This window comes from Pusillimonas sp., assembly GCF_029263785.1.
Classification (GTDB): domain Bacteria; phylum Pseudomonadota; class Gammaproteobacteria; order Burkholderiales; family Burkholderiaceae_B; genus Pusillimonas.
Map to the genome: position 1 here is coordinate 71,578 of NZ_JAJUFE010000004.1, position 23,878 is coordinate 95,455.

Consider the following 23,878-nt stretch of genomic DNA (forward strand, 5'->3'; position numbering starts at 1 on the left):
CCGCGCTATTCCTACTGCCGGAAACGTTCGAGCAGTGCCCTGTCTGCCCTGACTTTTTCCTGTAGCCGGCGGATTTCAACATCGATCTGAGACTGAACATAAAAATCGCTGGACATGTTTCTGGCTTGTTGCAGCTGCTCTACCGCCGTTGGCAGGGCGCCCACCTTTTCGTAATAGATAGCCATATTCCGTCTTGCCTCCACACCCTGGCCGAGCCGCTCAAAGCTCTGGGCCAATTGTTGGTAAAGCCGGGGCTCGTCAGGCCACTGCTTGATGCGAGCCTGCAAGAACGGCACGATTTGACTGTCTTGCTTTTTTGCCTTGAGAGCTTCGACCCTGGCCAGGGCTATACCCAGGCTTTGCGGCCAGCGTTTCCAGGCCGCCTCGGCTTGGGCAAGCGCATCATCCAGTCGATTTTGCTTGACGGCCAGCGCAATGCCGAGGCCAGCGATCTCGGGTGAATTGACGCCCCCTTCGCGCGCTGCGTCCAGCGCCGTCTTTGTCGCAGCCAGGTCGCCCTGCCGCCAGGCAGAATAGGCCAGGCCGTACCAGGCGGCAGAGCGCCGGACGCCCTGAAAATTTTCGGCCTCCCGCCGCAGGGCGGCTTCAGCGCTACGCTGCCCACCGCGTTCTTGCAATACCCGCAGCTTGGCGCGCACATACCAGTACGTGTCGCTGTCCTGGCGTGGGCGCGAAGGTGCTTCGCGAATCCGGTTCTGAATGTCGGACATGCGCTGGATGGACAGCGGGTGTGTGCTGGCGTACAAACCGCCACCAGTTCCCTCGTTAAGGCGGGAAGCATTCATTAGCTGGCCAAACATCTGGGCCATTCCGTTGGGGTCGAATCCGCCACGGCGAAGCATGTCAAGCCCGATCCGGTCGGCTTCTTGCTCAGCCTGACGCGAAAATCCCAGTTGACGGTCTACCGCGGCAGCCTGTCCGAATGCGGCCACGCCCATTGCCAGATCACCGCTGCCTGCAAGCGCCGCCAGCAATGCCCCGGCGATGGACGCCATCATCAGATGACTGGACTGCGCCTGCTGTGTCATTCCACGTGCCACATGGCGCTGCAACACGTGTCCGATTTCGTGTGCCACAACAGAGGCCAGCTGTGATTCGTTATCCGAAGCCACAACCAGGCCGCTATGAATACCCACATAGCCTCCGGGCAGTGCGAACGCATTTATCTGTGGATCACGAATGGCGAATACTTCGATGTGCTGGGCAGGATTGGAAGAGGCCGCCACCAGATGTTTGCCCAGGCCGGCCAGGTATTGGCTGACATCCGGATCATTGATATAGGTGGGATCGCGCCGCCCCTGCTCCATGATGGCGTCACCCAAGGTGCGCTCAAGCGCGGGGGACAGTTCGGCTGATGAGGCAGAGCCCATGCTGGGCAGCCCCGATGGTTGCGCATGCACACTAAATGCAAGTACCGAGCCGACGGCCAGGGCGACAAACTTCTGCAGGGCTCCAGGCCTGGCTCGATGCAGGGAAAACTTACGCCCCATCATGCGCCAATGACAGCGGCCCGCCCGCCTTTCATCAATCGCTGCTTACGCTTGTCCGGCAAGCGGTTCTTGGCCGACAAGCGCATCAGCGTCGCCAATGCGAACAACAACCCGAAAACCTCGATGAATCCGGCCAGAACCCACATGGTAAGACCACCTATCGCCTGATCGGTGACAGCCGACATGCCAGGTATGGCGCGGCCACAGAGGTCAAAAACCGGGTACAGATCGTATTCGGTAAAGGTGATCACCGCGCCGACAATCATCTGCGGCACCATTGTTATGACGGGTGACAGGATACGCGCGCCGGGCGACATGACAGCCGGCGGGCTGGGGCGTCGATCGAGGATCAGGTTCCAGTACATGAAACCGCTGATGACCACAGACCAGTTCATGAAACGGTACAGGCGCCAGTCGAGCATCGAGTAGAACTGGATGGTGGGAATAAGCCAGATCACCACCAGGAAGACAAACAGGAACGGCACCCAGTACTTATTGGTGAAGGCCGCCTTTGCCACGCGACCAGCCGCTGTCTGCCGGAAGTCTCGAAGCCAGATCCGGGCACGCATGGGCAAGCCGGCACGTATTACCTGCCCCGAATATGCACCCATGATCAGAAGCGGCCCCAGGTGGTGGAGCACCAGATGCTGCAAGCGATGTGCGAAGAACAGGCGCTCGGCGTAATAATCGATGCGCGTGTGCAATGACAGATACAGCAGGACAAAGCCGCACCAGAACAGGACCTGCCGGGCAGCACCCACGTGATGCACACGCGTACCCCGTATGTACAGGGCACCCGAAACAATAAAGGCAATGATGAGGGCTGGGGAAAATTCCCAGGGTATGAGCCAGCCGAGATCCATGAACGATCCAGATTCAAGCCACCTTGCGGGCGCGTCCGGTTTGGCGCGCGCACCACGGTTTAGCCATAGCAACTAAGGGTAGCGGACGTGACGGCGGCAAGGTACGCGTCTATACCCTGCCACCTGAATAACCAGCCCTAGTTTAAAGCAATATGCCGATGATCGCCCCACTGAAGGCCACGGACCGACGGGTTGGACCGCAATTGGCGGGCGCGGTCCATGAGCACACTTCGAAGCTCGGGCGGGCAGTTGACGGTTACACAGGCGGTGGCCAGATCGGAATGTTTACCGTGGTCGATCTGCATACCGGCTACCGAAAGTCCGGCAGCACCAAAATCAGAGTAGATCTGTTTGCGCAGGCGGGCCAGATCGGACCGCGGGCACAGAATGGTAAGACGCGAAAGCGATTTGCGAGCCGGCATGGCAGCAGGACGCACACCAGCGCGACGCAGGAAGAGGTTGAATAGACGCATGTTGGACCTCCCATAAACATGGTGCCGTGCGTACAGCCGCGCGGCACAAGCAGGCCGCAGATATTGCGGACTGCCCTGATTGATTTGCATGTGGGAGACTTGATGGCAAAAGGACTTTGCCATGTATTGCCGCCCACGCCCAGATTAGTGACTGATTCACCAGGGCGTGGACAACGTGGCTAAAAGCGAATTTTCAAGCCGGGCAATATTGCCGGGCTTACCGTGCCATGTATCTGCGCCTGGTTTCAGTCTGTGGCTGTGTCGTAGTGCTGCATGCACAATCGACTATTGCCATCGCCTGAATCGGAATTCACCGCTTCTAGCTCCATAAAATTCGACAGTCCAATATTCTAGCGTGTGCACGCCAACCGAACAAGCTTTTCGCACAACTGTTGGCTCGAGGAAACAGTGGACCACGGCGCTTGTTTCGCAGCTTAAAGCACGTACCCGTCGAGCCAGCCCAGCGCCCGATATACGTGCATGACGATCAGCGCAATGCCAAACAACAGTACGGAGCTTCCCACCAGCGTCGATACTATGGCGATAATCACCGGCCCCCATCCTGTTCGGGTCGAACGTCCCGATCCGGGGTTGTATCGTGCGTCAAACCATTCGTCCGGTTTTAATGCGAAGACCAGCGACTCAATGAAGCCCGCCGTGACCGGGATGATCAGCAGCAGAAATGGCGGACTATCCCACCACACCGGATATAGCTGGGCCAGAATCAGCAACAGCACAGCGAGCAAGGTCACCAGCCAGGCAAAACGGCGACCCAGATACCACCAATGCGCTCCAAATACCCCCAGCACCGCTGCCAGCAAGGCTACAATGATCTTGCTTCGGTGACCGGCCCGATTCCGCCCCTCTGCATGGGCGGCGTGGTTTTGTTCCATATTGACCTCTGTTTCTCTGGGGCGCACGCCCCGCAATCACCTTAACGGCCAGCATTGTAGTCAACGCCACCCTCGCCATGGAAACTCCAGAATACGATGTCGTCATATCCGGAGCCGGCCCTGTCGGCTCTGCACTCGCCCTGATGCTGGCGCGTTATGCGCGCCGGCCCGAGCGAATTGCCCTGCTGCAAAAGCAAAGAACCGGCGACACCGACACCCGGACCGATCCGCGAACCCTGGCAATGAACCACGGCAGTCGCGCCCTGCTCGAACCGCTTGGGGCCTGGCCGCGTCAATCTGCAGACATCACCACGGTGCACGTGTCGCAACACAGACGCCTGGGCAGAACGCTGATCACGCATAATGAGCTCGGCGTTCCGCGTCTGGGCAGTGTGGTGGCCTATTCCAGTTTGCAAGAGACCTTGCAACAGGCGCTTGAACAAAGCGGCATCTCGCTGCTTGAAGCCAAAGCACAAGAGCCAGGCGGTTCCGACCAGCAATGGCGCAGCGCCAGCAATCAACCTGTGCAAGGCCGCCTGCGCGTGCGCTCGGACGGGTCGCCACCCACAGGGGTCAGGCGCGTTTACGGTCAGCACGCCGTATTGGCCACGATCCGGGTCGAAAGACCTCGTGCGGGCTGGGCTTATGAGCGGTTTACCAGGCAGGGCCCCTTGGCCGTGTTGCCGCACCCCTCCGGCGCTCCCCACTATGCGCTTGTCTGGTGTTGCGGCCCCGAGCGCGCATCGAGCCTGCAACAGATCGATGAGGTTTCCTTTGCCCACGAGCTACAGCAGGCATTCGGCGACAGGCTGGGCCGCCTTCAGCTGGCCAGCGACAGGCACGTGTTTCCCCTGGTTCTGAATGCCGGCCCCCTACTGCTCGACGCTCGCACCGTAGCAGTGGGCAACGCAGCCCAGACGCTCCACCCGGTCGCCGGTCAAGGCTTGAATCTGGGTCTTCGAGATGCTGCGCAACTTGCACACGAGCTCCGCGGCTGGCTGAATGACCCGGCCAGCGACCCCGCGCCACTTTTGCAGGAGTTCGCCAGACACCGCCGTCCAGATCGTTGGCTCACCTCTGCAATTACCGATTTTCTCCCCCGTGTTTTCGCTACCGGCGTTCCGCTTGTCGAACACGCCTGCGGCCTTGGTCTGCTGGCCATGGACGCTTGTCGGCCGCTACGCATGCCCCTGGCCCGCCATCTGCTCGAAGGCCTGCGAACTTGATTCAAAAGCTCGTCCTCGAAAAGCGGTAGGGTAAAATCGCCCTATGCGCATCGGCCCCTGGCAACTTCCCAACCCCGTCTTCGTGGCTCCCATGGCGGGAGTCACAGATCGCCCCTACCGCCAATTATGCAAGCGGCTGGGGGCAGGTTATGCCGTGTCCGAAATGGCAGCCAGCAACCCGCGCCTGTGGAACAGCGTCAAGTCATCTCGACGGCTTGACCATGAAGGCGAATCGGATCCCGTCGCAGTGCAGATTGCCGGATCCGACCCTGACATGATGGCTGAGGCCGCGCTGTTCAATATCAGAAAAGGCGCGCACATTATCGACATCAACATGGGGTGTCCGGTCAAGAAGGTCTGCAATGTGGCCTCGGGCTCGGCATTGCTGCGCAACGAGCCCCTGGTCGCCGACATCGTAAAAAGCGTGGTCGAGGCATGCCGGCCCCATGACGTGCCCGTTACGCTCAAGACGCGAACCGGCTGGGATGCAGCCTCGAAGAACGCATTGCGAATCGCGACGCTCGCACAAGACCTGGGCATTGCCGCGCTGACCTTGCACGGACGCACACGTGCCGACATGTACAAGGGCCGGGCCGAATACGACACCATCCGGGAAGTAAAGCAGGCGCTCGAGATACCGGTCATCGCCAACGGTGACATCGATTCGCCCGAGAAAGCGCAATACGTATTACAGTATACGGGTGCCGATGCCGTGATGATCGGCCGGGCAGCACAGGGGCGTCCCTGGATATTCCGCGAGATCGCGCATTTCCTCGAAACCGGAAACCATCTTCCGCCGCCCACGTATGGCGAGCTGCGCGACTGTCTGCTCGAGCACCTCGAACACCACTACCGTTTTTACGGCCAGTACACTGGAGTCCGCTCGGCCCGCAAGCACATCGGCTGGTATCTCGCCGATATGCCGGAAGCCGAATCTTTGATAACCTGCATCAACCAGGCAGAACAGACTGCTGATCAGATACGGGCGCTCGAACAATGGTTTGATAATCAGCCGTCCCACGAGCCGATCAGCATTGGGCCTACAGCGCTGGCGGCCTAAGCAGCGTCAAGAACATTCTTTAACTACTATGAGCGTCAATAATCCCTTAGAGCAATGCGTGCGCGAAAGCCTTGAGCGCTATTTCTCGGACCTGGGTGATTCAGAACCCCACGACATGCTGGCAATGGTCGTGCGTTGTGTCGAACGCCCCGTGCTTGAAGTGGCTCTCGAAAAAGCCAACGGCAACCAGTCGCGCGCCGCCGAAATGCTGGGCATCACCCGCAGCACTTTGCGAAAGAAGCTGCAGCTGCACGACATACAACCCTGATTTTTTTCTTTCCTTTCTCATTTTTCGCATGAAGATCCAGACCGCCCTGCTTTCGGTTTCAGATAAGACCGGCATTGTTGAATTCGCCCAAGCACTCGCCCAACGAGGCGTCAGGCTGCTCTCTACCGGAGGCACGGCCAAGTTGCTGGCTCAATCCGGCCTGGCGGTCACCGAAGTGGCCCAGCATACCGGGTCTCCCGAGATTCTGGATGGCCGGGTCAAGACCCTGCACCCAAAGATTCATGGCGGCCTTCTGGCGCGTCGGGACAACGCCGAGCACCTGAAGACGATCGAAGAACACGGCATCGACCGTATCGACTTGCTGGTTGTGAACCTGTATCCCTTCCGCGAAACCATCGCCAGGCCTGATTGCAGCTTCGCCGATGCTGTCGAAAACATCGATATCGGCGGTCCGGCCATGCTTCGTGCTGCAGCTAAGAACCATGGCACCGCTGAAGGCGGCGTTACAGTCGTGATCGACCCCCTCGATTACCCACGGGTTCTGGCCGACATCGACGGACCTGCCAGCCAGCCATCGTACGCGCTGCGGCTCGAATTGGCTGCGAAGGTCTACGCACATACTGCCGCCTACGACGGCGCAATCGCGGCCTACCTGAGCAGCCTGACCGAGGCTGAGCCCGCCCAGCAAGCCAGCCCCGCGCGCCAGGAATGGCCTCGTGTGCTTACCTTGCAAGTGCGCCAGGAGCAATCATTGCGCTACGGAGAGAATCCTCATCAGTCGGCGGCCTTTTATGTGGACGAACCCGTTGGCGCGGGCCTGTTGGGCAGCATGCGTCAGCTACAGGGCAAAGAACTCTCGTACAACAATATTGCCGATGCAGACGCCGCCTGGGAATGTGTGCGCAACTTGCCGGACTGCGGCTGCGTCATTGTCAAGCATGCCAACCCGTGCGGAGTTGCGGTTGCCGATACACCCGAACAGGCGTATCAAAAGGCGTACAAAACCGATTCCACCTCCGCCTTTGGCGGCATCATTGCCTTCAACCGCCCCGTAGACGTGGCCACGGCACAAGCCATCACTTCGCAACAGTTTGTAGAGGTACTGCTGGCCCCTGCTTACGACGCTGAGGCACTCGAAGTATTTGCCGCCAAAAAGAATGTGCGGGTCCTTCAGATCCCGCCCGGCACGGCAAGCAACACATTCGACGTCAAGCGGGTTGGCGGAGGATGGCTGGTGCAAACTCCGGACAACCATCACCTCACTGCCGACGGCCTGAAGGTCGTCACGAAAAAAGCACCCACCGATCAACAGATGCAAGATCTGCTGTTCGCCTGGCACGTCGCCAAATATGTCAAATCCAACGCCATCGTGTTCGCATCGCAGGGCATGACAGTAGGTGTAGGGGCCGGACAAATGAGCCGCATCGACTCAGCGCGCATTGCATCGATCAAGGCGCAGAATGCCGGCCTCAGCCTTGCCGGATCGGCTGTGGCATCCGATGCCTTCTTTCCTTTCCGCGACGGCCTCGACGTAGTGGCTGACGCCGGGGCGACATGTGTCATTCAGCCCGGAGGCAGTGTCCGTGACGACGAAGTGATCGCTGCCGCCGACGAACGCGGCATCGCCATGGTTCTTACCGGCCTGCGGCATTTCCGCCATTAGGCCGTCCCAAGCCATGCGCATCCTTGGCATCGACCCCGGTCTGCGACGTACTGGTTTCGGAGTCATCGATGTGCTGGGCTCGCAACTGAACTACGTAGCCAGCGGCACCATCATCGTCCCCAAGGACGAGCCGCTGGCACAACGCCTTAAAGTGATCCTGGACAACATCCGCGAAGTCATTCGCGACACGGCCCCCACCGTCTCGGCGCTTGAGAAGGTGTTCGTCAATACGAACCCCACCTCCACCCTCCTGCTGGGCCAGGCTCGCGGTGCCGCCTTATGTGCGCTGGCCGACCACGGCCTTCTGGTACACGAATATACGGCTCTGCAAATAAAAAAATCGGTTGTCGGCAACGGTCACGCTGCCAAGGAACAAGTCCAGGTCATGGTGCAGCACCTGTTGCGGCTGAACGGTGTACCATCACCTGACTCTGCGGACGCGCTGGCCTGCGCAATCTGTCACGCCCACATCGGCCCGCTGGCTGACCGGCTGGCACAGACTACGGTCACTCCCGGCAGGCGAGGACTGCGACTGCGTGCAGGCAGGCTTACCTGACAAGCAATCAACAGTTGGCCGCCGCCAGGCGGCTCTGCAAGGATGTATCAATGATAGGACGCATCACCGGCACGTTGCTGGAAAAAACCCCTCCCACAGTGTGTATAGATGTCGGCGGCCTCGGGTATGAAATCGACGTTCCCATGAGCACACTTTACGACATGCCCGAAACCGGGGCGCGAGTAACGCTATACACACACTTGGCCGTACGCGAAGACGCGCACACGCTGTATGGTTTTCTGACCGCTCAGGAACGTTCCGCCTTTCGCTCTTTGATCAAGGTTACCGGCATCGGTGCGCGAACGGCGTTGGCGGTGCTGTCGGGCATGTCGGTGCAGGATCTGGCCAACGCCATCACACGACAGGAAACCGGCCTGCTCACCCGGGTGCCAGGCATCGGCAAAAAAACCGCCGAACGCCTGCTGCTGGAGCTGCGCGGCAAGCTGGGCGCTGACCTCGAGTCCGATGTGTCCCGTCCTTCGTCTGGACGCGATGACATACTGAACGCACTGTTATCACTTGGTTATTCAAGCAGTGAGTCGCAGGCCGCGCTCAAGTCGCTGCCCGACGATGTAGACGTGGCGGAAGGCATCAGGCTCGCATTGAAATCATTGTCGCGCTGATATGCGCACAAGGCGCGCCTCAGGCTTCCGGCCATACAGGCTGGTGTACGATTGCCTTTGACATTGCTAAACATTCTTCAAGCTCATGGCCATTCATTCTGACTCGCTTTCCAGCGACGCCCCTTTAGAGCGCGTCGTCACGCCACGCAGCGCTTCGCCCAATGAAGAATCCATTGAGCGCGCCCTGCGGCCAAAGCTGCTGCAGGAATACGTTGGGCAGCAACGCGTCCGCGAACAGCTCGAGATCTTTATCGCAGCGTCAAAAAAACGAAACGAATCGCTGGATCATGTGCTGTTGTTTGGACCTCCGGGTTTGGGCAAGACCACACTGGCGCATATCGTGGCTCACGAAATGGGCGTGCAGTTGCGCCAAACGTCCGGACCCGTGCTGGAGCGTCCGGGTGATCTGGCTGCCCTGCTCACCAACCTGGAACGAAATGATGTTCTGTTCATCGACGAGATTCATCGCCTGTCGCCCGTAGTGGAAGAAATCCTTTACCCAGCGCTTGAAGATTTCCAGATCGATATCCTGATCGGCGAAGGCCCGGCCGCACGCAGCGTCAAGCTCGACCTGCAGCCCTTTACCCTGGTCGGCGCCACCACCCGTGCCGGGATGCTTACGAATCCTCTGCGCGACCGCTTCGGCATTGTGTCCCGTTTGGAGTTCTATACAACGGATGAACTGGCGCGCATCGTCACCCGCAGCGCTCATTTGCTCAACGTCAGCATCAGCCCGGACGGAGCGCAGGAAATTGCCCGTCGCTCGCGTGGCACGCCACGGATCGCCAACCGCCTGTTACGCCGGGTTCGCGATTATGCCGAGGTCAAGGCCGACGGTCGAATCGACGCCACCACGGCAAGCGCCGCACTGGCCATGCTTGAGGTCGATCCGCAAGGGCTGGATGTCATGGACAGAAAACTGCTGGAGGCCATCGTGCACAAGTTTGACGGCGGTCCGGTCGGCGTCGACAGCCTCGCGGCGGCGATCGGGGAAGAGCGCGATACGATCGAGGACGTCATCGAACCTTACCTGATTCAGCACGGTTATCTGCAGCGCACGCCGCGCGGACGTATGGCAACACAGACAACGTGGCGGCATCTGGGTCTGACGATTCCAGCTTCAACCAAAAACCCGGGCACCCCCGATCTCTTTGACTGAGCATTCGGCCAGACCACAGGCAAGCGGCCCGACTCAACATCGGGCCGCAGCTGCCGCTAACTACATTTACAGGCTTCAGCTCATCTCGCACTCCGTCTGGTATGGGTCGGTCAGGTCTTCTACGATTTTTCCGACCGGCGCATAGTCGAGCTTGCCCGCTGCGTCAGGCTCAACCTTGACCAGATACCAGTCCTGGATGGGGTATTGGTTGGGTGCAAACTTGAACTTGCCCCGCACGCTTTCAAAATCAGCCTTGCGCAGCGCCTCCCGGAACGCGTCGGGTTTCCCCTTGATGTCGCCATTGACGGCCTTGAGTGCCGATGCAATCAGGCGAGCCGTGTCGTATGACGTCGCCGCGTACACGGTGGGACGCCTGCCGTATTCCTGCTCGAAGGCCTTGACAAACGCGCGACTTGCCTCATTGTCCTGTTGGGCAGTCCACTGGGTACTCAGATAAAACCCTTCGCCTGCGTCCCCCGTGGCAGCCAGCATGCGGTCATCCATCGAGTACAGCGTTGTGACCATCTTGATATTCTTTTTAAGCCCCGAGTTATGCAGCTGTTTGGCAAAGTTGATGCCTGCGCCGCCCGGCATGAACTCAAAAATTGCGTCCGGTTCCAATGACCGGATTCGGGCCAGCTCTACCGAGAAATCAGACTGATCCAGCTTGGTGTAGATTTCGGCAAGAATTTCACCTTTGTACGAACGCTTGAAGGCGGTGAGAGCGTCGCGACCTGCCTGATAGGCCGGCGCAAGGATCACGACCTTTTTTACGTCCATATTATTGGCTGCCAACGCTGCGGCGTCTCCGAAAGCATCGTTCTGCATGGCCACGGAGAAAAAGTTGGGATGACAGGCCTTGCCGGCAAAGTTTGAAGGCCCGGCATTCAGGCTGACGTAAAAGCCGTCTTCTTTAAGGACTGCCGGCACGACCGCAATCAATACGTTCGAAAAATTGACGCCCGTAAACAGACGTACCCCGTCTTGCAGCATCTTCTCGGCCGACTGCTTGCCCGTGGCAGGCTTTAGTCCGTCATCTTCGATAATCAGGCGAACCGGCACACCGCCAAGTTTGCCCCCTTCCTGCTTGACCGCCAGACTGAATCCGTCGCGTTCATCCTCGCCAATGTATCCGGCAGGCGTGGACAAGGTGGTGATGAAGCCGATATCAACCGGCTCTTGAGCATGAACCATCGCCGCCGCTGTCGCCAAAGCCAAGGCGGCTCCCAACTTACTGAAGTGTTGCATAGATGTCTCCTGTTTTTATAAGGCGGCATGCACACGGACTGACTTCTTGCAGAAAACCACCGCTGTATGCCGGGTTTACCCACACTTCTACCAACCACGCCCCACTTCCAAACCAGCTTGATATTTACATTCTTAAGGCGTGTATGCTCCAACAACTTAATTGACGTTTATCCAGCACTTCGTCGCAGGCGACCCGAACACCAGCCGCATCCAAATCAATTACAGTGCGCGCCAAACCAATCCTGTGGCACGCTCTGCACCTGAGCCCTGTACTGCAGCTAGGCCCCAGGGCCGACCATCGATAGCCATTTTGCGAAGCGAAGAGTCCTGCTCATGATGATAGGTCATTAACGCGTCCATGGTGCAAAGGTTCCTTTTTGCAGATGCGTCACTGATCTGTGGTAACGGCTACAGACCGGTACAAGATCAACCCTTGGCACTGCGCGTCAGGAATGGGTTGCGCCGCCATCTACCGTGATGGACTGACCGGTAATGAAACTGGATGAATCCGAAGCCAGGAACAACATTATCCCGACAAGATCCTCGGGTCGCTGTCCACGCGGTATGCACTGCATCGCCACGATTCTGGCTTTGGATTCGGGTGTAACGGTTTCCCGCGCAATCCCCGTATCCACCGAGCCCGGCAAGACCGCGTTGACTGTCACTCCGTGAGGCCCGAGCTCTCGCGCCATGGAACGCGTCATCCCTTCCAGTCCCGCCTTGGACGCGATGTAGTGCAGGTAATTGGGCCGTCCCAGTGTAACGGCTCCCGAGGCCACGTTAATGATTCGCCCGCCCCCCTTTTTGCACATGATCGGCGCGAAGTGCTTTGCGCATAAGAACGGACCGGTCAGATTCACCTTGAGCACGCGCTCCCAGACGTCCAGCTCGATTTCGTGAAACGGCTGCATCTTGAGCGTGGAAAACAAGGCCGCATTATTGATCAGCACGTCGACCCCGCCCTTTGAATTCCAGAGCGATCGCGCAAGCTCTGCGACCTGCGCTTCGTCAGTAACGTCGAGCGCGGCACCCGTCACTTGCAGCCCCTGATCAGACAACTGCCTGGCCATGGACGTGACGACAGGTCCTTGTATATCGGCAGCAATGACGCGGGCCCCCGCTTGTGCAAACGCTTCCACCAGCGTCTTGCCTATGCCCTGGCCTCCGCCAGTAATCAGTACAGTCTTTCCGTGCAGCATAGTGGTATCCGATTGCATGTTCAGTTCCGCAGCGATGCAAGCCGCGCCCGCAGGTCTTCGGTTTTCCACCACTTCCTGATTCCAAGTTCGTCGGCGATCAGCCCGGCAACGATATATCCCGCTCCTCCGGATATGGCGCCCCCTGGATGGGTTGCGGAACCCGCCATATACAAGCCTTGTATGGGCGTACGATAGCCGAAATGACGGTCCATGACCTGATCGGCCGACAACGCACCCATGAAAATGTCGCCGTTACGCATGTTGGGCAAGTGATGCACGTATTCCTGCGAGGTGTACACATACATACCAAGTATGTTGTCGCGAGTCATATTGGGGCAGTACTGGGACCATCGGTCGATCATCTTTTGTGCGAACTCGGCCTTGAATTCCTCGAAGCTCTGCCCGTCCAGATCGGGACTGTGCGGCATGACGTGCCATGCATAGGTTACGTGCTTGCCTTTGGGCGCCAGCGAAGGATCGAGCACGCTAAGCGGTCCGGAGCCAAACTGGATGATTTCAGGTACCTTGTTCTTCTTTACGTCCTCGTGCGCCGAATTGAGTTCGTCCATGGTGTCGGCACCGATGCTCCACTTCTGGGTCAGACGTATATTGGGGTCGAAGCTTTCCGCCACAAAACGCGGCATCTCCTTGAGCGCCAGGTGCAGGCCAAACAGGGACCAGGTCGTATATTTGAAGTCGTCCAGCTTGCGCCGCAAGCCTTCAGGAAGCTGGTCTCGTCCGATAAAGTTCTCGAAAGTCTGGTGGACATCAACCGTAGACGCCACGAAACTGGAGGCCTTTGCGGTTCGACCATCGGCACATTCGATGCCTGTCGCCCGGCCGTTTTCAATGACTATGCGCTCGATCTCGCACTGATTCCAATAGGTGCCGCCTGCCTCGATGTACCGTTCCATGAGGCCCCGCGCCAGGTTGAAGCTTCCACCTTTACACAATTGATACCCGGTCGTGAGATCAAACGCGCGAATCACCGAACCCATCGGAGACGTCTTGTTCAGGGTATCTGTCAGCCAGGTGCCGAACAGGGACACCTTGAAAAGAAATAGCAAGCGAACGTGTTCGTTTTCAAAAAGCTCTTCGACCACTTCGAGAGGCTGTCGATTGCAGATATCCAGAAACTCCCTTCCCAGGGGGTGCCGACCCAGCAACTGGGCTCGCTCTTCGGCCGGCAAGGGTTCGGCGTAGCGCTCTGGAAGAAACACATCAGTCGTGATTTTTTCGGCCTTGATATTCCATTCCCGGAAAGTCTCGGCATCTTTCCTGGAAAAGCGGGCGATATTGGCGACCGTCTCTTCCAGGTCGCGCCCAAATACCAGGGCAGAGCCGTCGCGATGCGCCTGCCCGAATTCATAGCGCGGTGTGATGTACGGCACTTTCTCGCCAAGCTGCAGGTCGCGGTACCAAGGCGTATGCTCGATATGGAAGTGGTTGATGGAATGAAGGTTGTGATAGAAGCCGGGCAGTGTCACTTCTTCGGTACTGAGACCACCGCCGTATGTCAGACGTCGTTCGGTAAGCAGCGTCTTCAGGCCGGCTTTCGCCATATAGGTTGCCAGTATCAGACCGTGATGCCCCGCACCAATGACAATCGCATCAAAAGCCATGTCTCCCCCTGTGTCGGTATTGTTGATCCCATCACCAATGCAACAGACCCGGTAAAACCTGGCGAATTCCCGCTGTGCGAACGCGTCAGACGGCCCTTACACAGCGAAGCAGCTCGTCGCCATATGCCTCGCGTTTGCGCGATCCCACACCACTGATCCGCCCCAGCTCCTCCAGGGTCTGTGGGCAGTTTAAGGCAACTTCGCGCAGGGTGGCGTCATGAAATATGACGTAGGCAGGTACGCCATGACTTCGTGCCACCTCTGCGCGCCACGCGCGCAGCGCTTCAAAGCGACGCTGCGCCTCGGGTGGAAGCACGATCTCCGGCTTGCTGCGGCTGGAACCGGTCTTGGCACGGGCCGCACGCTTCTTTTCCGACTCGCGCCGGAACATCAGCGTTTTCTCACCTTTTAGCACCGCCCTGCTTCCATCCGTCAGGGCCAGGGTTCCGTATCCTTCGTGATCGACGGACAGCAGGCTCTGGGCCAGCAATTGTCGCAACACTCCCCGCCACGCCTGCTCCGACAAGTCGGCACCTACGCCAAATACGGACAGGCTCTGGTGATCGTACTGCTGAACCCGTTCGGTCTGTTTGCCACGCAGGATATCAATCAGGTGTCCCGCCCCAAAACGTTGTCCCCGTTCACGCCAAAGCCGATATACCGCCGACATGATTTTCTGGGCCGCAACCGTTCCGTCCCACGCCTCCGGCGGTTCAAGACAGGTATCGCAGTTTCCGCAAGGTTCGATCTGCTGATCAAAGTACGCCAGCAGCCGTTGTCGCCGGCAGGAAACGGTTTCGCAAAGACCAAGCATGGCATCGAGTTGGGCGCCCAGACGCCGACGGAACACATCTTCTCCGGGGGAGTCGTCGATCATGCGTCGTTGCTGAACGACGTCCTGCAGTCCATAAGCCAGCCAGGCGGTCGCCGGCTGGCCGTCGCGGCCTGCCCGGCCAGTTTCCTGATAGTAGCCCTCGACAGACTTCGGCAGATCAATGTGGGCGACGAAACGCACGTCCGGCTTGTCGATCCCCATGCCGAAGGCAATTGTGGCAACCATTACGATTCCATCTTCACGTAAAAAACGTGACTGGTTCTCGGCACGCACCGTTGCACTCAGACCGGCGTGATAAGGCAGCGCCTCGATACCGCTCTTGCACAGGAACGCAGCAGTTTCCTCGACACGGGCACGCGACAGGCAATAGACAATGCCACAGTCGCCCGGGTGCTCTGACTGAATGAAATCAAGCAACTGCCGACGGACCTCGTTTTTCTCAACGATGCGGTAGCGAATATTGGGTCGGTCAAAGCTCGAAACGAAATGCCGCGCTTCGGTCAGTTGCAGACGTTGGGCAATCTCGCGACGCGTTTCGCTGGTGGCCGTGGCGGTCAGTGCAATGCGGGGGACGTCCGGCCAACGGTCTGCCAATATCGACAGTTGCAGGTATTCGGGCCGAAAATCGTGTCCCCATTGCGAGACGCAGTGCGCCTCGTCGATGGCGAACAAGGCGACCCGGCCTTGCGACAACATGTCCAGACAGCGATCCGTCAACAAGCGCTCGGGCGCCACATACAGAAGGTCCAGCTCGCCCGCCAGAAACGCTTGTTCCACCTCGCGAGCCTCGCGCCAGTCCTGGGTGGAGTTCAAGAATGCAGCTTTTACGCCAAGCTCGATCAAGGCGTCAACCTGGTTCTGCATCAGTGCGATCAGGGGGGAAATCACGACGCCCACACCGGGACGCAGCAACGCCGGTATCTGGTAACACAGCGACTTGCCGCCCCCGGTGGGCATCAATACCAACGCATCGCCACCTTCTTGAACATGCTCGATAATCGCCTGTTGATCCCCCCGGAACGAGTCATAGCCGAAAACTTGCTGAAGAACATCCAGGGAACCGGAAATAAGAGAGGACATGCGATGGGATGACGATGTTTCAGGATCAGGAAGCTGATGAACAAAGAGTGAACCGGACGGACCGGCGCGCGGGTCGAGCAGGCATTTTAGCCCGTTGAAACCTGGCCGCCCTGCCGGCTAACGAAGAGGCACGGAAAGCTGCAGGCCAAGACCATAGTCACCACTGAGGTGTTCGCGCCTGGCGCTCAACGACACCCGCAAATTCGGGCTGTACCAGAACTGCTGCCCCACCACGAACTGCTGTTTGATAGGCGAAGCACGCGACGTAATGTGCTCGTAGCTTCCGCTGACGGTACCCCAGCGACCCAGCGGGATACTGGTCGAGACGAGATTTCGCCGGCGACCGGAATCGGCCCTGAAGCCCGTATAACTGCTTAGATCGGAAAATCCACCGCTGCGCTGCTCTCGCAGCCACGACAATTTGATGTCGTCGAGCACACTGACATCGTACCCTACACGATAACGCCAGCCCTGGTGCAAATCGTGAGTAGCTTTTGCCACACCGGCGCGCCACGCCCCCCACGACGTCGTGTACAAACCACCTATGCCCGCCGTTACCATATCCGGCGCCCATTGCACCTGGGATTCGAGAGTCAGGTCGGAATCCACGCCATAGCGAACTACGGCGTCGCTGGCTCCGGCGCCGTAAGTCAACGCCCCTGAAGAGGCCCCCGCATCGGTGTAGTTAAGCGCCCCCACGGCCAGACCATACTCCCAGGAATTCTCCGGCACGGCACTGTCGGACAGCGACCGCGTCAGTGCAATACCACCCAGGCGCGCACCGCCTCCCCACACAAACCCACGGGGAGCATAGCTTCCTAAAGTAAGATCCGACCCGTCTCCCGCCTTGTAACGCCAGTTTTCGGCACCAAGCTCCCACGAGTCGGATGAGGTTAACGAAGACACCGTCAAGGGCGCCTGGGCACGGCCCTGGCCGGCAATACCATAGCCCCGATAAGGTTTGAGATCGTGACTGTAGGACCAATCGATATCTTGTCGGGATTCATCGGGGCCCGGAGCAAACAACGACGCGCGCAAGCCCGAGCCTGCATTGAGGCCTTGTTCGGGATTGGGTGGCAGGGGCGGCAATGGTTCGGGTGCAGCGCTATCGACGAGCTCGACCGGATACACGCGAACCGGGGCCAGGTCACGAAAATCCGCAGCCAAGGCAGATGTCAGCCAGGCACCTGCAAACACGCTGGTCCCCAAAGCGATTAGCTTTCTGTTGCCACTGCACTTCACACGCGTACTCACCCTTTGCGGTCAGACCCAGCCCGGGCTGTCGCCTCTATCGGCGACGGTGAGTCACCTCGGCCAGCACGTCGGTACTCGAATCCAGTGATCGCTTCAGCGCCGAATATTTTTCGAGTAATGCTGACTTGTATACGACACCCAGCAAGCGAGGCTGCTCGTCCCGGCTGACGACAGGCAGGCGCTCACCCTGAAACTGAACAAAAATGTCCTGTGCCTCGTCCAGACTCATATCTGGATGCAAGGTCTTGATAAAGTCAAAACGAACGACGTCACCCGCCACCCGGGACTGCAGGTCAGTCTGTGTCATCAACATGCTGGTCAGGTCACGCTGTGCCACGATCCCCTGGTAAACATTGCCCTCATCAACCACATACAAGTACCTGACGGGATACTCCATGAACATCTGCAAGGCTTCCTTGACGGGAGTATCGACAGACACCACTGTATCGGCCGGCCTGACCAATTCGCCCAAACGCAAATGGCGCAGGCTTTGCCTGAGCAGCAGGTCTTTCTCACGGGTCAGCGTAACATCGTACATGGCCACCTGGGCAACCGCTCTGGAAACAAAATATGCCAGAACACACGCCACCATCAAGGGCAAGACCAGCTGATAGCTGACAGTCATTTCGAACATCATGACAATGGCCATGAGGGGCGCACCGGTTGCGGCACCCAAAAAAGCGCCCATGCCCACCAGAATGAACAGATATTGTGAAATATCGGCATCGGGCCACAAGGCAAGCACCAGCTTTCCAAAGCAGGCTCCAAACGCGGCACCCACCAAAAGAGCGGGGGTGAAAACGCCCCCCACGGCACCCGAACCCACGGTAAACGCAGTGGCCACCACCTTGAGCAGCAAAATTGCAAGCAGGGCCTGCCAGGTCCAGTCGTGATGAAGCATCGAGGTCACGACACTGAAGCCGTTGCCGGCAACTTCAGGATAAGAAATAAGCAACAGCCCGACCAGCAGGCCCCCAATGCCCAACCGCACTGGCAGGGGCAGTTCGGTTCGCTGAAACATGGCGCGCGCCAGGCCCAGAATCCGAAGGAACTGGGGAGCCAGAACACCTGCCAACAGACCCAGCACGACAAATGGCACCATTTGAGCCGCAGCTATCTGTGTCAGGCCTTCGATCGGATAGACAACGTGGTAATGACCCACGGCCCGCATGGTCAGATTGGCAAAGGCTGCCGAAATCAACAGCGGGCCAACGCTTTGTATCGCCATGGCACCCAAAACAATCTCGGCGACGAACAGGGTTCCTGCCACCGGCGCACCATAGGCTGCAGAAACACCGCCGGCAGCGCCACAGGCAACCAGCAGCCGCAGTCTGGAGGTGTCCATTCGAACCACCCGGCCCACGATCGAGGCTCCCATCGCACCAAGGTGCACCATGGCGCCCTCCCGGCCGATTGACCCGCCCGAAACGACTGTGAACAAAGAGGATGCCGAGCGAAGCAGGCCCTGGCTGATGGACAAGCGGCCGTTTCCGATGGCCACTGCCTCCATGTAATCTGAGCTGGTGCGCGAGCCACGCTTGTCCGCCCAATACAGAAGACAGCCGGCCACCAGACCACCCGCGGCCGGAAGCAGCAGGCGACCGTACCACGGCAGGCCTTCCACCGTTTGAACGATGGAACCGGTGTGTCCGCCGGCCAGTGAAAGCAGGTAATACATGGCCCGGTAGAAACCCAGGGTGGCCAGGGCTGCCAGCACACCCGCCAACGCAGCCCAGAAAAGCATGGCGGGCAGATCCGATAACCACTCGTGGCTCTTGAGGCGACTGAACGCTGAATCAGTTTTGGCAGGGCTCATTTGCGCTATCGAATCGGGGCGGACGAACAGTGTTATTTCAATCAGTTTCGAAGGGTTGCCAGCCATTCAGTGAATAGGCAAACTGGCGACACCATGGAAAAAACACTTACTAAAGTGCTGGTGGTGGACGATGATCCGGCCTTGCGACAACTGCTGGCCGATTACCTCAACCGCCACGGCTATGATACCTTGCTTGCGCCCGACGGCTCCGACCTCGAAAGCCGTATCGAACGCTATAGTCCAGACCTCATCGTGCTTGATCGCATGATGCCCGACGGCGACGGCGCTGAGGCCTGTCGCCGCCTGCGGCAACAGGGCGAAGACATTCCCGTCATTTTGCTGACCGGTCGCGACGAAACCGTCGACCGGGTCATCGGACTCGAAGCAGGCGCCGATGATTATCTGGGCAAACCCTTCGACCCTCGCGAACTGCTCGCGCGCATCGAGGCCGTGTTGCGCCGTAAAAAAGGCGCGTCGGCGTTCATCAAGGGCAAGCCGGTAGAGTTTGGCCCTTTCGTCTTCGACCCGGCCACTCGCCAGCTTTTACGCGATCAGGTACCCATCAAGCTCACCGGAGGCGAAGTCAACCTGCTCGAAGCGCTTGTTTCGAATCCCGGCAAACCGCTCTCCCGAGACCGCCTCCTGGCTCTGGCTCGAGATGACGAGGAAGGCGAACGAAACGATCGTGCCATAGACATTGCCATCCTGCGACTGCGCCGCGCCATCGAAGACGATCCCAAGCAGCCGCGCTGGATCCAGACCGTCTGGGGTGTGGGCTATCGCTTTTCGCCTTGAACCGCATGCTGCATCGATTACTTCCCCGATCGCTGCGTGCGCGCCTGATCCTTCTGACGCTGGGCACCATACTGCTGGTGCAGGCGGGCACCATGGCGTCTGTGAGCTATTTTCGGAATCAGTTCACCGAAACTGTCACCATCGAAATCGTTTCAACCACCATCCGCACCTTGCGGGCCGCCCTTGCCGAAATTCCAGCCGAAGCCCGTGCCGATTTCGTGCGCAATGCATCGCGCAACGAATGGCGGTTGTGGTCCCGCACCTTGCCCTCCGGGGCCCGGCTTGAGCGTCGGACCCGGCCATCCGATCCCGACACACCCCGTCACGATGACCTGCGGCGCGACTTGCGCAAGCTGGTGGACGCCTTGAATGCGCGTCTGGATGATGGTACGCGCGTGGCGTTATCGCGTGGTTCCACACCGCGCATCTACGTTTCGTTGCAGCCCGACGAACACACGGATGCTGCAGCAATGGCAACCCGCGAGTGGCTGGTCATCCCGCTTGACAAGCTATCACCGCCTGTAGCGACCCCGCTGATTGCGATCTGGCTGGCGGGCATGGGCATTATTTTGTTGATTTCTGCCGCGTTTTCCTGGCATATTACGCGGCCGCTGACAAACTTGGCCAAGGCAGCCGATCAGCTTGCCGCCGGACAGCCCCAGCGCGTCATTCCGGCCGGGCCCAGTGAAACCCGGGCATTGGGCGAACGCTTCAATGCCATGCTGGACGCATTGAACGAATCCGAAGCAGTCAGACGCACACTTCTGGCCGGCCTGCCGCACGATCTCAAAGGCCCTCTATCCAGAATGTGGTTGCGCATCGAAATGATGGACGAGGCTCACCTGAAAGAAGGCCTGCGCCACGATTTGCAGGATATGCAGCGCATGGTCGACCAGTTCATTGGTTTTGTGCGTGGCACCGACCCCACCAATTACCAGTTCATCGAAATGGATCTGGGCGACTGGCTGCAAGAACACGCGGGCACATGGGAAAGCGCGGCAAGCGAAGTACGATTGCTCCACCCCATTGCGCATGGTCTCAGGGTGCGAGGGGACGGACTGGCCCTGGGACGGCTGCTGGACAACCTGATTACCAACGCCATGAATTACGGCGCGCCGCCCATCGAGATCGGCTTGAGCACCAGTGGATCGCAGGCCTGCATTACGGTGGTGGACCATGGGCCGGGCATAACCCTGGAACGTCGAACTGAAGCGCTCAGGCCCTTCTCGCGCCTGGATGAGGCGCGAACCCTGACCGGTTCGGTCGGCTTGGGTCTGGCCCTTTGCAACTCGATAGCCCGGGCACACGGCGGTACCCTGTCGCTGGAAGATGCTTTATCGGGAGGACTGAAGGTGGTGGTCAGCCTGCCCTTGCTGTCGTGAGTCTGCCTGCTTCAATGCGGGCGGCTCTGGCGGACGAGACAGCCCGAACATTCGCCAGTACACCCAGATATTGAATATCAGCGCCACCGGCATCGCCACCACGGCAGCAGCGAGTATCAGACGAAGCGAATCCACCGACGCAGAGCCGTCCCAGATCGTGATGTCATCGAGCACGAGATACGGGAAGAAGCTGTAAAAGAGCCCTCCCAACACCACGAGCATGGTGACGAGTGTCGCCGAAAAAGGCAGCAGCGTCATGCGGTCGCTATGCGTGACCATGCGCTGAAGGCTCAGTTCGATAGTGACAAAGCACAACAGCAGCACCAGCCACAACAAGGCCACCAACGTCCATTGCGGACCGTCGCTCCACTTGAGAAACACACCTGTGTTGGCAAACGCCAGAACCACGGACACCGCGACAGCGCCCGCAGCTGTCCAGCGCACGGCACGGCGGCCCCAGAACACGGCCAACAGACGTATTGCGCCCTGCTCCCGCATGATCAACCAGGTGGCACCCAGCAAGCAATAGGCGGCCAGGCAACACGCTGCCACGAAAAGGCTGTAGGCCAGATAACCACCTCCGGTGCGATAGGCAACCACCACTCGTGCCAGAAGCAGCCCATGAGACAGCGCAGTCATCAGGGAACCCAAACCGAAAGCGATAATCCACCGCTGCTGCATACCGATGGGCGAGCGCAAACGAAACTCGAAGGCAACGGTGCGCAAAAGCACGCCCAAGGCCAGCAGGCATAAAGGCGCATAAAGCTGCCCCATGACCGCACCCCAGGCATTGGGAAAGGCAGCAATAAAGACGCCAAGGCCCAGGAACAGCCAGAATTCGTTGGCATCCCGCCAGGGGCCAAGCAAGGCCAGCATGCGCGGACGCATCTGTGCCGGCGCGAACAGGGTCAGGCACCCCACCCCGATGTCAAATCCGTCCAGCACCACTGCCGCAACAATAATGCTGAACAACAGACCCATAAATACCAGAGGCATCCAGAAGGCGGGATCTTCTGCACTAAAACCCAGCAGCTCGACCAGGGTATCGACGATCATGCCCGACCTCTACGACGTGCCACGGGGACAACTCCGTACTGCATTCCGTGACGCAGCAGATGAAAAAAGCCCGCCAACAGGACGGCATACACCACAAGATGAGCGGCTATTCCAAAGACCAGATGCATGGGTTTGACCGACGCGGCGACTTCCAGAAAAGTGACAGTCTGGTTGACGACAAAAGGAGCCAGGCCGGCCAGCACATGACAGACCAGAGCCACCGTGGCCAGCCAGCCCAGCATGGTCAGGCCCGAAAACATATGGCGCCAGCCGGCGGGCATGTCACCGTGCTCGATATATTTGCGACGCATGCACCACATGCCGCCGCACGCGGCAATAACCATCAGGACCGAAACGATCACCGTCAGGCGAAAAGACCAGAAGGTCAGGGCAACCGGCGGGTGCATGCCCGAGAACCGATCCAGCCCGAGAGGATTTCCAGCGTTATCGTGACCCAGCCATCGGGTACCGGCCTCGGGCCACGACACTTCGCCGCGGGTCCGGGACTCACGCTCGTCGGGCCAGCCGATGAGCGGCAAATCGGTCGGCGTGTTGCTCTGCCAATACGCGGAAGTCGCTGCGGCCTTGGCGGGCTGATGCTCGGTTACCAAGCGTCCATAACCCGCAATGGCAACCGCAAAAACCAGGACGGATAACAAGCCCGTGACAATGCCGGTGCGGAAAGTATGGCGAGCGCTGTCGTCAGCCGGCAAGCTGGCGGCCTTTCGTGCAGTCACGCCAAGCATCAGGAACGCCACAGTCATGCCCGACACCGACAGCGCCAGCAACAGCAGCCATCCCGCCGAGGGATTGAACACGACTTCGTACCAGCTGGTGACGTAATACTTGCCGTTGAGGAAACCGACACCTGCCGGCGTCTGCATCCATCCGAAGAGCGATAGCGCCCAGAAGACGGCCAGGGTGGTACCCAGGGCCACCATCAGAACCACCCCCGTATGAGCCAGATCCGACAGGCCGCGCTGCGCAAACAACATGGCCCCCGTAAAGCACGACTTGACGACAAAAGTGGTTAGAATCGCCGCCGCCAGCAACGGCCCTGACACATCGCCAATGCGATCAAGCAGTCCTGGCCAGAGGCTTCCGACCTGAATGAGCAGGGGCACGCAGGCCGCGAGCCCGACAATCGCGGCCAGGGCATACACACGCACCCAGAACCTGTAGGCAAGCATCCACGCGTTGCCTTGGGTAAAGTGGTTCGCAATCTTGAACAAGAGCAGTGCCCAGACCAGGCCCAGCTCGAGCACCAGGAAAAGCGAGATGAACCCCAGGCTTACGAGGGACTGGACTTGAGAAAGCCAGACGGTCGTATTCATA

At 59.1% G+C, this 23,878-nt stretch carries 21 protein-coding genes; 9 read left to right on the plus strand and 12 right to left on the minus strand.

Features of this window, described 5'->3' with window-relative positions:
• Positions 1-11: 11 nt before the first annotated feature.
• From Q1J88_RS02225 to Q1J88_RS02240, 4 genes are all read right to left on the minus strand, one after another.
• The gene (locus Q1J88_RS02225; protein ID WP_301115769.1) at positions 12-1,514 is read right to left on the minus strand and encodes a M48 family metalloprotease; all 1,503 of its coding nucleotides are present in this window, start codon (positions 1,512-1,514) and stop codon (positions 12-14) included.
• Positions 1,511-2,374, minus strand: a complete 864-nt coding sequence (locus Q1J88_RS02230; protein WP_301115770.1) for a cytochrome c oxidase assembly protein — start codon at positions 2,372-2,374, stop codon at positions 1,511-1,513. Before Q1J88_RS02230 ends, Q1J88_RS02225 begins: the two co-directional genes overlap by 4 nt.
• 137 nt (positions 2,375-2,511) lie before the next feature.
• A complete protein-coding gene (locus Q1J88_RS02235) occupies positions 2,512-2,847 on the minus strand; it encodes a hypothetical protein (protein WP_301115771.1) in 336 nt (111 codons plus the stop codon).
• Between the two features lie 434 nt (positions 2,848-3,281).
• Positions 3,282-3,740: an NINE protein gene (locus Q1J88_RS02240; RefSeq protein ID WP_301115772.1), complete on the minus strand. Its 459-nt coding sequence runs from the start codon at positions 3,738-3,740 to the stop codon at positions 3,282-3,284.
• A gap of 77 nt (positions 3,741-3,817) precedes the next feature.
• Here Q1J88_RS02240 and Q1J88_RS02245 point away from each other — a divergent pair, with 77 nt between their 5' ends.
• From Q1J88_RS02245 to ruvB, 7 genes are all read left to right on the plus strand, one after another.
• Positions 3,818-4,966, plus strand: a complete 1,149-nt coding sequence (locus tag Q1J88_RS02245) for an FAD-dependent monooxygenase (RefSeq protein WP_301115773.1) — start codon at positions 3,818-3,820, stop codon at positions 4,964-4,966.
• Positions 4,967-5,009: 43 nt separating this feature from the next.
• Positions 5,010-6,026, plus strand: coding sequence for a tRNA dihydrouridine synthase DusB (gene dusB / locus Q1J88_RS02250; protein WP_301115774.1), 1,017 nt, complete (start codon positions 5,010-5,012; stop codon positions 6,024-6,026).
• A gap of 28 nt (positions 6,027-6,054) precedes the next feature.
• Positions 6,055-6,294, plus strand: coding sequence for a helix-turn-helix domain-containing protein (locus Q1J88_RS02255; protein WP_301115775.1), 240 nt, complete (start codon positions 6,055-6,057; stop codon positions 6,292-6,294).
• A 28-nt stretch (positions 6,295-6,322) separates the two neighbouring features.
• The gene (gene purH / locus Q1J88_RS02260) at positions 6,323-7,918 is read left to right on the plus strand and encodes a bifunctional phosphoribosylaminoimidazolecarboxamide formyltransferase/IMP cyclohydrolase (protein WP_301115776.1); all 1,596 of its coding nucleotides are present in this window, start codon (positions 6,323-6,325) and stop codon (positions 7,916-7,918) included.
• 13 nt (positions 7,919-7,931) lie between these two features.
• Positions 7,932-8,474: a crossover junction endodeoxyribonuclease RuvC gene (gene ruvC / locus Q1J88_RS02265; RefSeq protein WP_301115777.1), complete on the plus strand. Its 543-nt coding sequence runs from the start codon at positions 7,932-7,934 to the stop codon at positions 8,472-8,474.
• Between the two features lie 50 nt (positions 8,475-8,524).
• A complete protein-coding gene (gene ruvA / locus Q1J88_RS02270) occupies positions 8,525-9,097 on the plus strand; it encodes a Holliday junction branch migration protein RuvA (RefSeq protein WP_301115778.1) in 573 nt (190 codons plus the stop codon).
• Between the two features lie 85 nt (positions 9,098-9,182).
• Entirely contained in the window at positions 9,183-10,256 is a 1,074-nt protein-coding gene (gene ruvB, locus Q1J88_RS02275; protein ID WP_301115779.1) for a Holliday junction branch migration DNA helicase RuvB, read from the plus strand.
• Between the two features lie 75 nt (positions 10,257-10,331).
• Here the strand turns inward: ruvB and Q1J88_RS02280 are convergent, their stop codons facing one another.
• The 6 genes from Q1J88_RS02280 to Q1J88_RS02305 all read right to left on the minus strand — a co-directional run bounded on the left by Q1J88_RS02280 (position 10,332) and on the right by Q1J88_RS02305 (position 19,310).
• Positions 10,332-11,504 carry an ABC transporter substrate-binding protein gene (locus Q1J88_RS02280; protein WP_301115780.1) on the minus strand — a complete coding sequence of 391 codons (1,173 nt, stop codon included), beginning with the start codon at positions 11,502-11,504 and terminating at the stop codon, positions 10,332-10,334.
• A 446-nt stretch (positions 11,505-11,950) separates the two neighbouring features.
• Positions 11,951-12,703, minus strand: coding sequence for a glucose 1-dehydrogenase (locus tag Q1J88_RS02285; RefSeq protein ID WP_301115781.1), 753 nt, complete (start codon positions 12,701-12,703; stop codon positions 11,951-11,953).
• 20 nt (positions 12,704-12,723) lie between these two features.
• A complete protein-coding gene (locus Q1J88_RS02290; protein ID WP_301115782.1) occupies positions 12,724-14,325 on the minus strand; it encodes an NAD(P)/FAD-dependent oxidoreductase in 1,602 nt (533 codons plus the stop codon).
• Between the two features lie 85 nt (positions 14,326-14,410).
• The gene (gene recQ / locus Q1J88_RS02295) at positions 14,411-16,240 is read right to left on the minus strand and encodes a DNA helicase RecQ (RefSeq protein WP_301115783.1); all 1,830 of its coding nucleotides are present in this window, start codon (positions 16,238-16,240) and stop codon (positions 14,411-14,413) included.
• A gap of 117 nt (positions 16,241-16,357) precedes the next feature.
• Positions 16,358-17,437 carry a hypothetical protein gene (locus Q1J88_RS02300; RefSeq protein WP_301115784.1) on the minus strand — a complete coding sequence of 360 codons (1,080 nt, stop codon included), beginning with the start codon at positions 17,435-17,437 and terminating at the stop codon, positions 16,358-16,360.
• Positions 17,438-17,528: 91 nt separating this feature from the next.
• Positions 17,529-19,310, minus strand: coding sequence for a ClcB-like voltage-gated chloride channel protein (locus tag Q1J88_RS02305; RefSeq protein ID WP_301115785.1), 1,782 nt, complete (start codon positions 19,308-19,310; stop codon positions 17,529-17,531).
• 93 nt (positions 19,311-19,403) lie between these two features.
• Here Q1J88_RS02305 and Q1J88_RS02310 point away from each other — a divergent pair, with 93 nt between their 5' ends.
• Both Q1J88_RS02310 and Q1J88_RS02315 read left to right on the plus strand, forming a co-directional pair.
• Positions 19,404-20,105, plus strand: coding sequence for a response regulator (locus tag Q1J88_RS02310; protein ID WP_301115786.1), 702 nt, complete (start codon positions 19,404-19,406; stop codon positions 20,103-20,105).
• A gap of 5 nt (positions 20,106-20,110) precedes the next feature.
• Positions 20,111-21,487, plus strand: a complete 1,377-nt coding sequence (locus tag Q1J88_RS02315) for an ATP-binding protein (RefSeq protein WP_301115787.1) — start codon at positions 20,111-20,113, stop codon at positions 21,485-21,487.
• Here the strand turns inward: Q1J88_RS02315 and Q1J88_RS02320 are convergent.
• Positions 21,440-22,540 carry a cytochrome d ubiquinol oxidase subunit II gene (locus Q1J88_RS02320; protein ID WP_301115810.1) on the minus strand — a complete coding sequence of 367 codons (1,101 nt, stop codon included), beginning with the start codon at positions 22,538-22,540 and terminating at the stop codon, positions 21,440-21,442. The two genes, Q1J88_RS02315 and Q1J88_RS02320, sit on opposite strands and share 48 nt — an antisense overlap.
• The gene (locus Q1J88_RS02325) at positions 22,540-23,877 is read right to left on the minus strand and encodes a cytochrome ubiquinol oxidase subunit I (RefSeq protein WP_301115788.1); all 1,338 of its coding nucleotides are present in this window, start codon (positions 23,875-23,877) and stop codon (positions 22,540-22,542) included. The genes Q1J88_RS02320 and Q1J88_RS02325 overlap by 1 nt, the downstream gene beginning before the upstream one ends.
• Position 23,878 lies beyond the last annotated feature (1 nt).

What these genes read in the sequence shown, in the direction of transcription:
- Q1J88_RS02225 (WP_301115769.1), bottom strand. Translation starts at nt 1,514, where the DNA reads ATGATGGGGCGTAAGTTTTCCCTGCATCGAGCCAGGCCTGGAGCCCTG.
- Q1J88_RS02230 (WP_301115770.1), bottom strand. Translation starts at nt 2,374, where the DNA reads ATGGATCTCGGCTGGCTCATACCCTGGGAATTTTCCCCAGCCCTCATC.
- Q1J88_RS02235 (WP_301115771.1), bottom strand. Translation starts at nt 2,847, where the DNA reads ATGCGTCTATTCAACCTCTTCCTGCGTCGCGCTGGTGTGCGTCCTGCT.
- Q1J88_RS02240 (WP_301115772.1), bottom strand. Translation starts at nt 3,740, where the DNA reads ATGGAACAAAACCACGCCGCCCATGCAGAGGGGCGGAATCGGGCCGGT.
- Q1J88_RS02245 (WP_301115773.1), top strand. Translation starts at nt 3,818, where the DNA reads ATGGAAACTCCAGAATACGATGTCGTCATATCCGGAGCCGGCCCTGTC.
- dusB (WP_301115774.1), top strand. Translation starts at nt 5,010, where the DNA reads ATGCGCATCGGCCCCTGGCAACTTCCCAACCCCGTCTTCGTGGCTCCC.
- Q1J88_RS02255 (WP_301115775.1), top strand. Translation starts at nt 6,055, where the DNA reads ATGAGCGTCAATAATCCCTTAGAGCAATGCGTGCGCGAAAGCCTTGAG.
- purH (WP_301115776.1), top strand. Translation starts at nt 6,323, where the DNA reads ATGAAGATCCAGACCGCCCTGCTTTCGGTTTCAGATAAGACCGGCATT.
- ruvC (WP_301115777.1), top strand. Translation starts at nt 7,932, where the DNA reads ATGCGCATCCTTGGCATCGACCCCGGTCTGCGACGTACTGGTTTCGGA.
- ruvA (WP_301115778.1), top strand. Translation starts at nt 8,525, where the DNA reads ATGATAGGACGCATCACCGGCACGTTGCTGGAAAAAACCCCTCCCACA.
- ruvB (WP_301115779.1), top strand. Translation starts at nt 9,183, where the DNA reads ATGGCCATTCATTCTGACTCGCTTTCCAGCGACGCCCCTTTAGAGCGC.
- Q1J88_RS02280 (WP_301115780.1), bottom strand. Translation starts at nt 11,504, where the DNA reads ATGCAACACTTCAGTAAGTTGGGAGCCGCCTTGGCTTTGGCGACAGCG.
- Q1J88_RS02285 (WP_301115781.1), bottom strand. Translation starts at nt 12,703, where the DNA reads ATGCTGCACGGAAAGACTGTACTGATTACTGGCGGAGGCCAGGGCATA.
- Q1J88_RS02290 (WP_301115782.1), bottom strand. Translation starts at nt 14,325, where the DNA reads ATGGCTTTTGATGCGATTGTCATTGGTGCGGGGCATCACGGTCTGATA.
- recQ (WP_301115783.1), bottom strand. Translation starts at nt 16,240, where the DNA reads ATGTCCTCTCTTATTTCCGGTTCCCTGGATGTTCTTCAGCAAGTTTTC.
- Q1J88_RS02305 (WP_301115785.1), bottom strand. Translation starts at nt 19,310, where the DNA reads ATGAGCCCTGCCAAAACTGATTCAGCGTTCAGTCGCCTCAAGAGCCAC.
- Q1J88_RS02310 (WP_301115786.1), top strand. Translation starts at nt 19,404, where the DNA reads ATGGAAAAAACACTTACTAAAGTGCTGGTGGTGGACGATGATCCGGCC.
- Q1J88_RS02315 (WP_301115787.1), top strand. Translation starts at nt 20,111, where the DNA reads ATGCTGCATCGATTACTTCCCCGATCGCTGCGTGCGCGCCTGATCCTT.
- Q1J88_RS02325 (WP_301115788.1), bottom strand. Translation starts at nt 23,877, where the DNA reads ATGAATACGACCGTCTGGCTTTCTCAAGTCCAGTCCCTCGTAAGCCTG.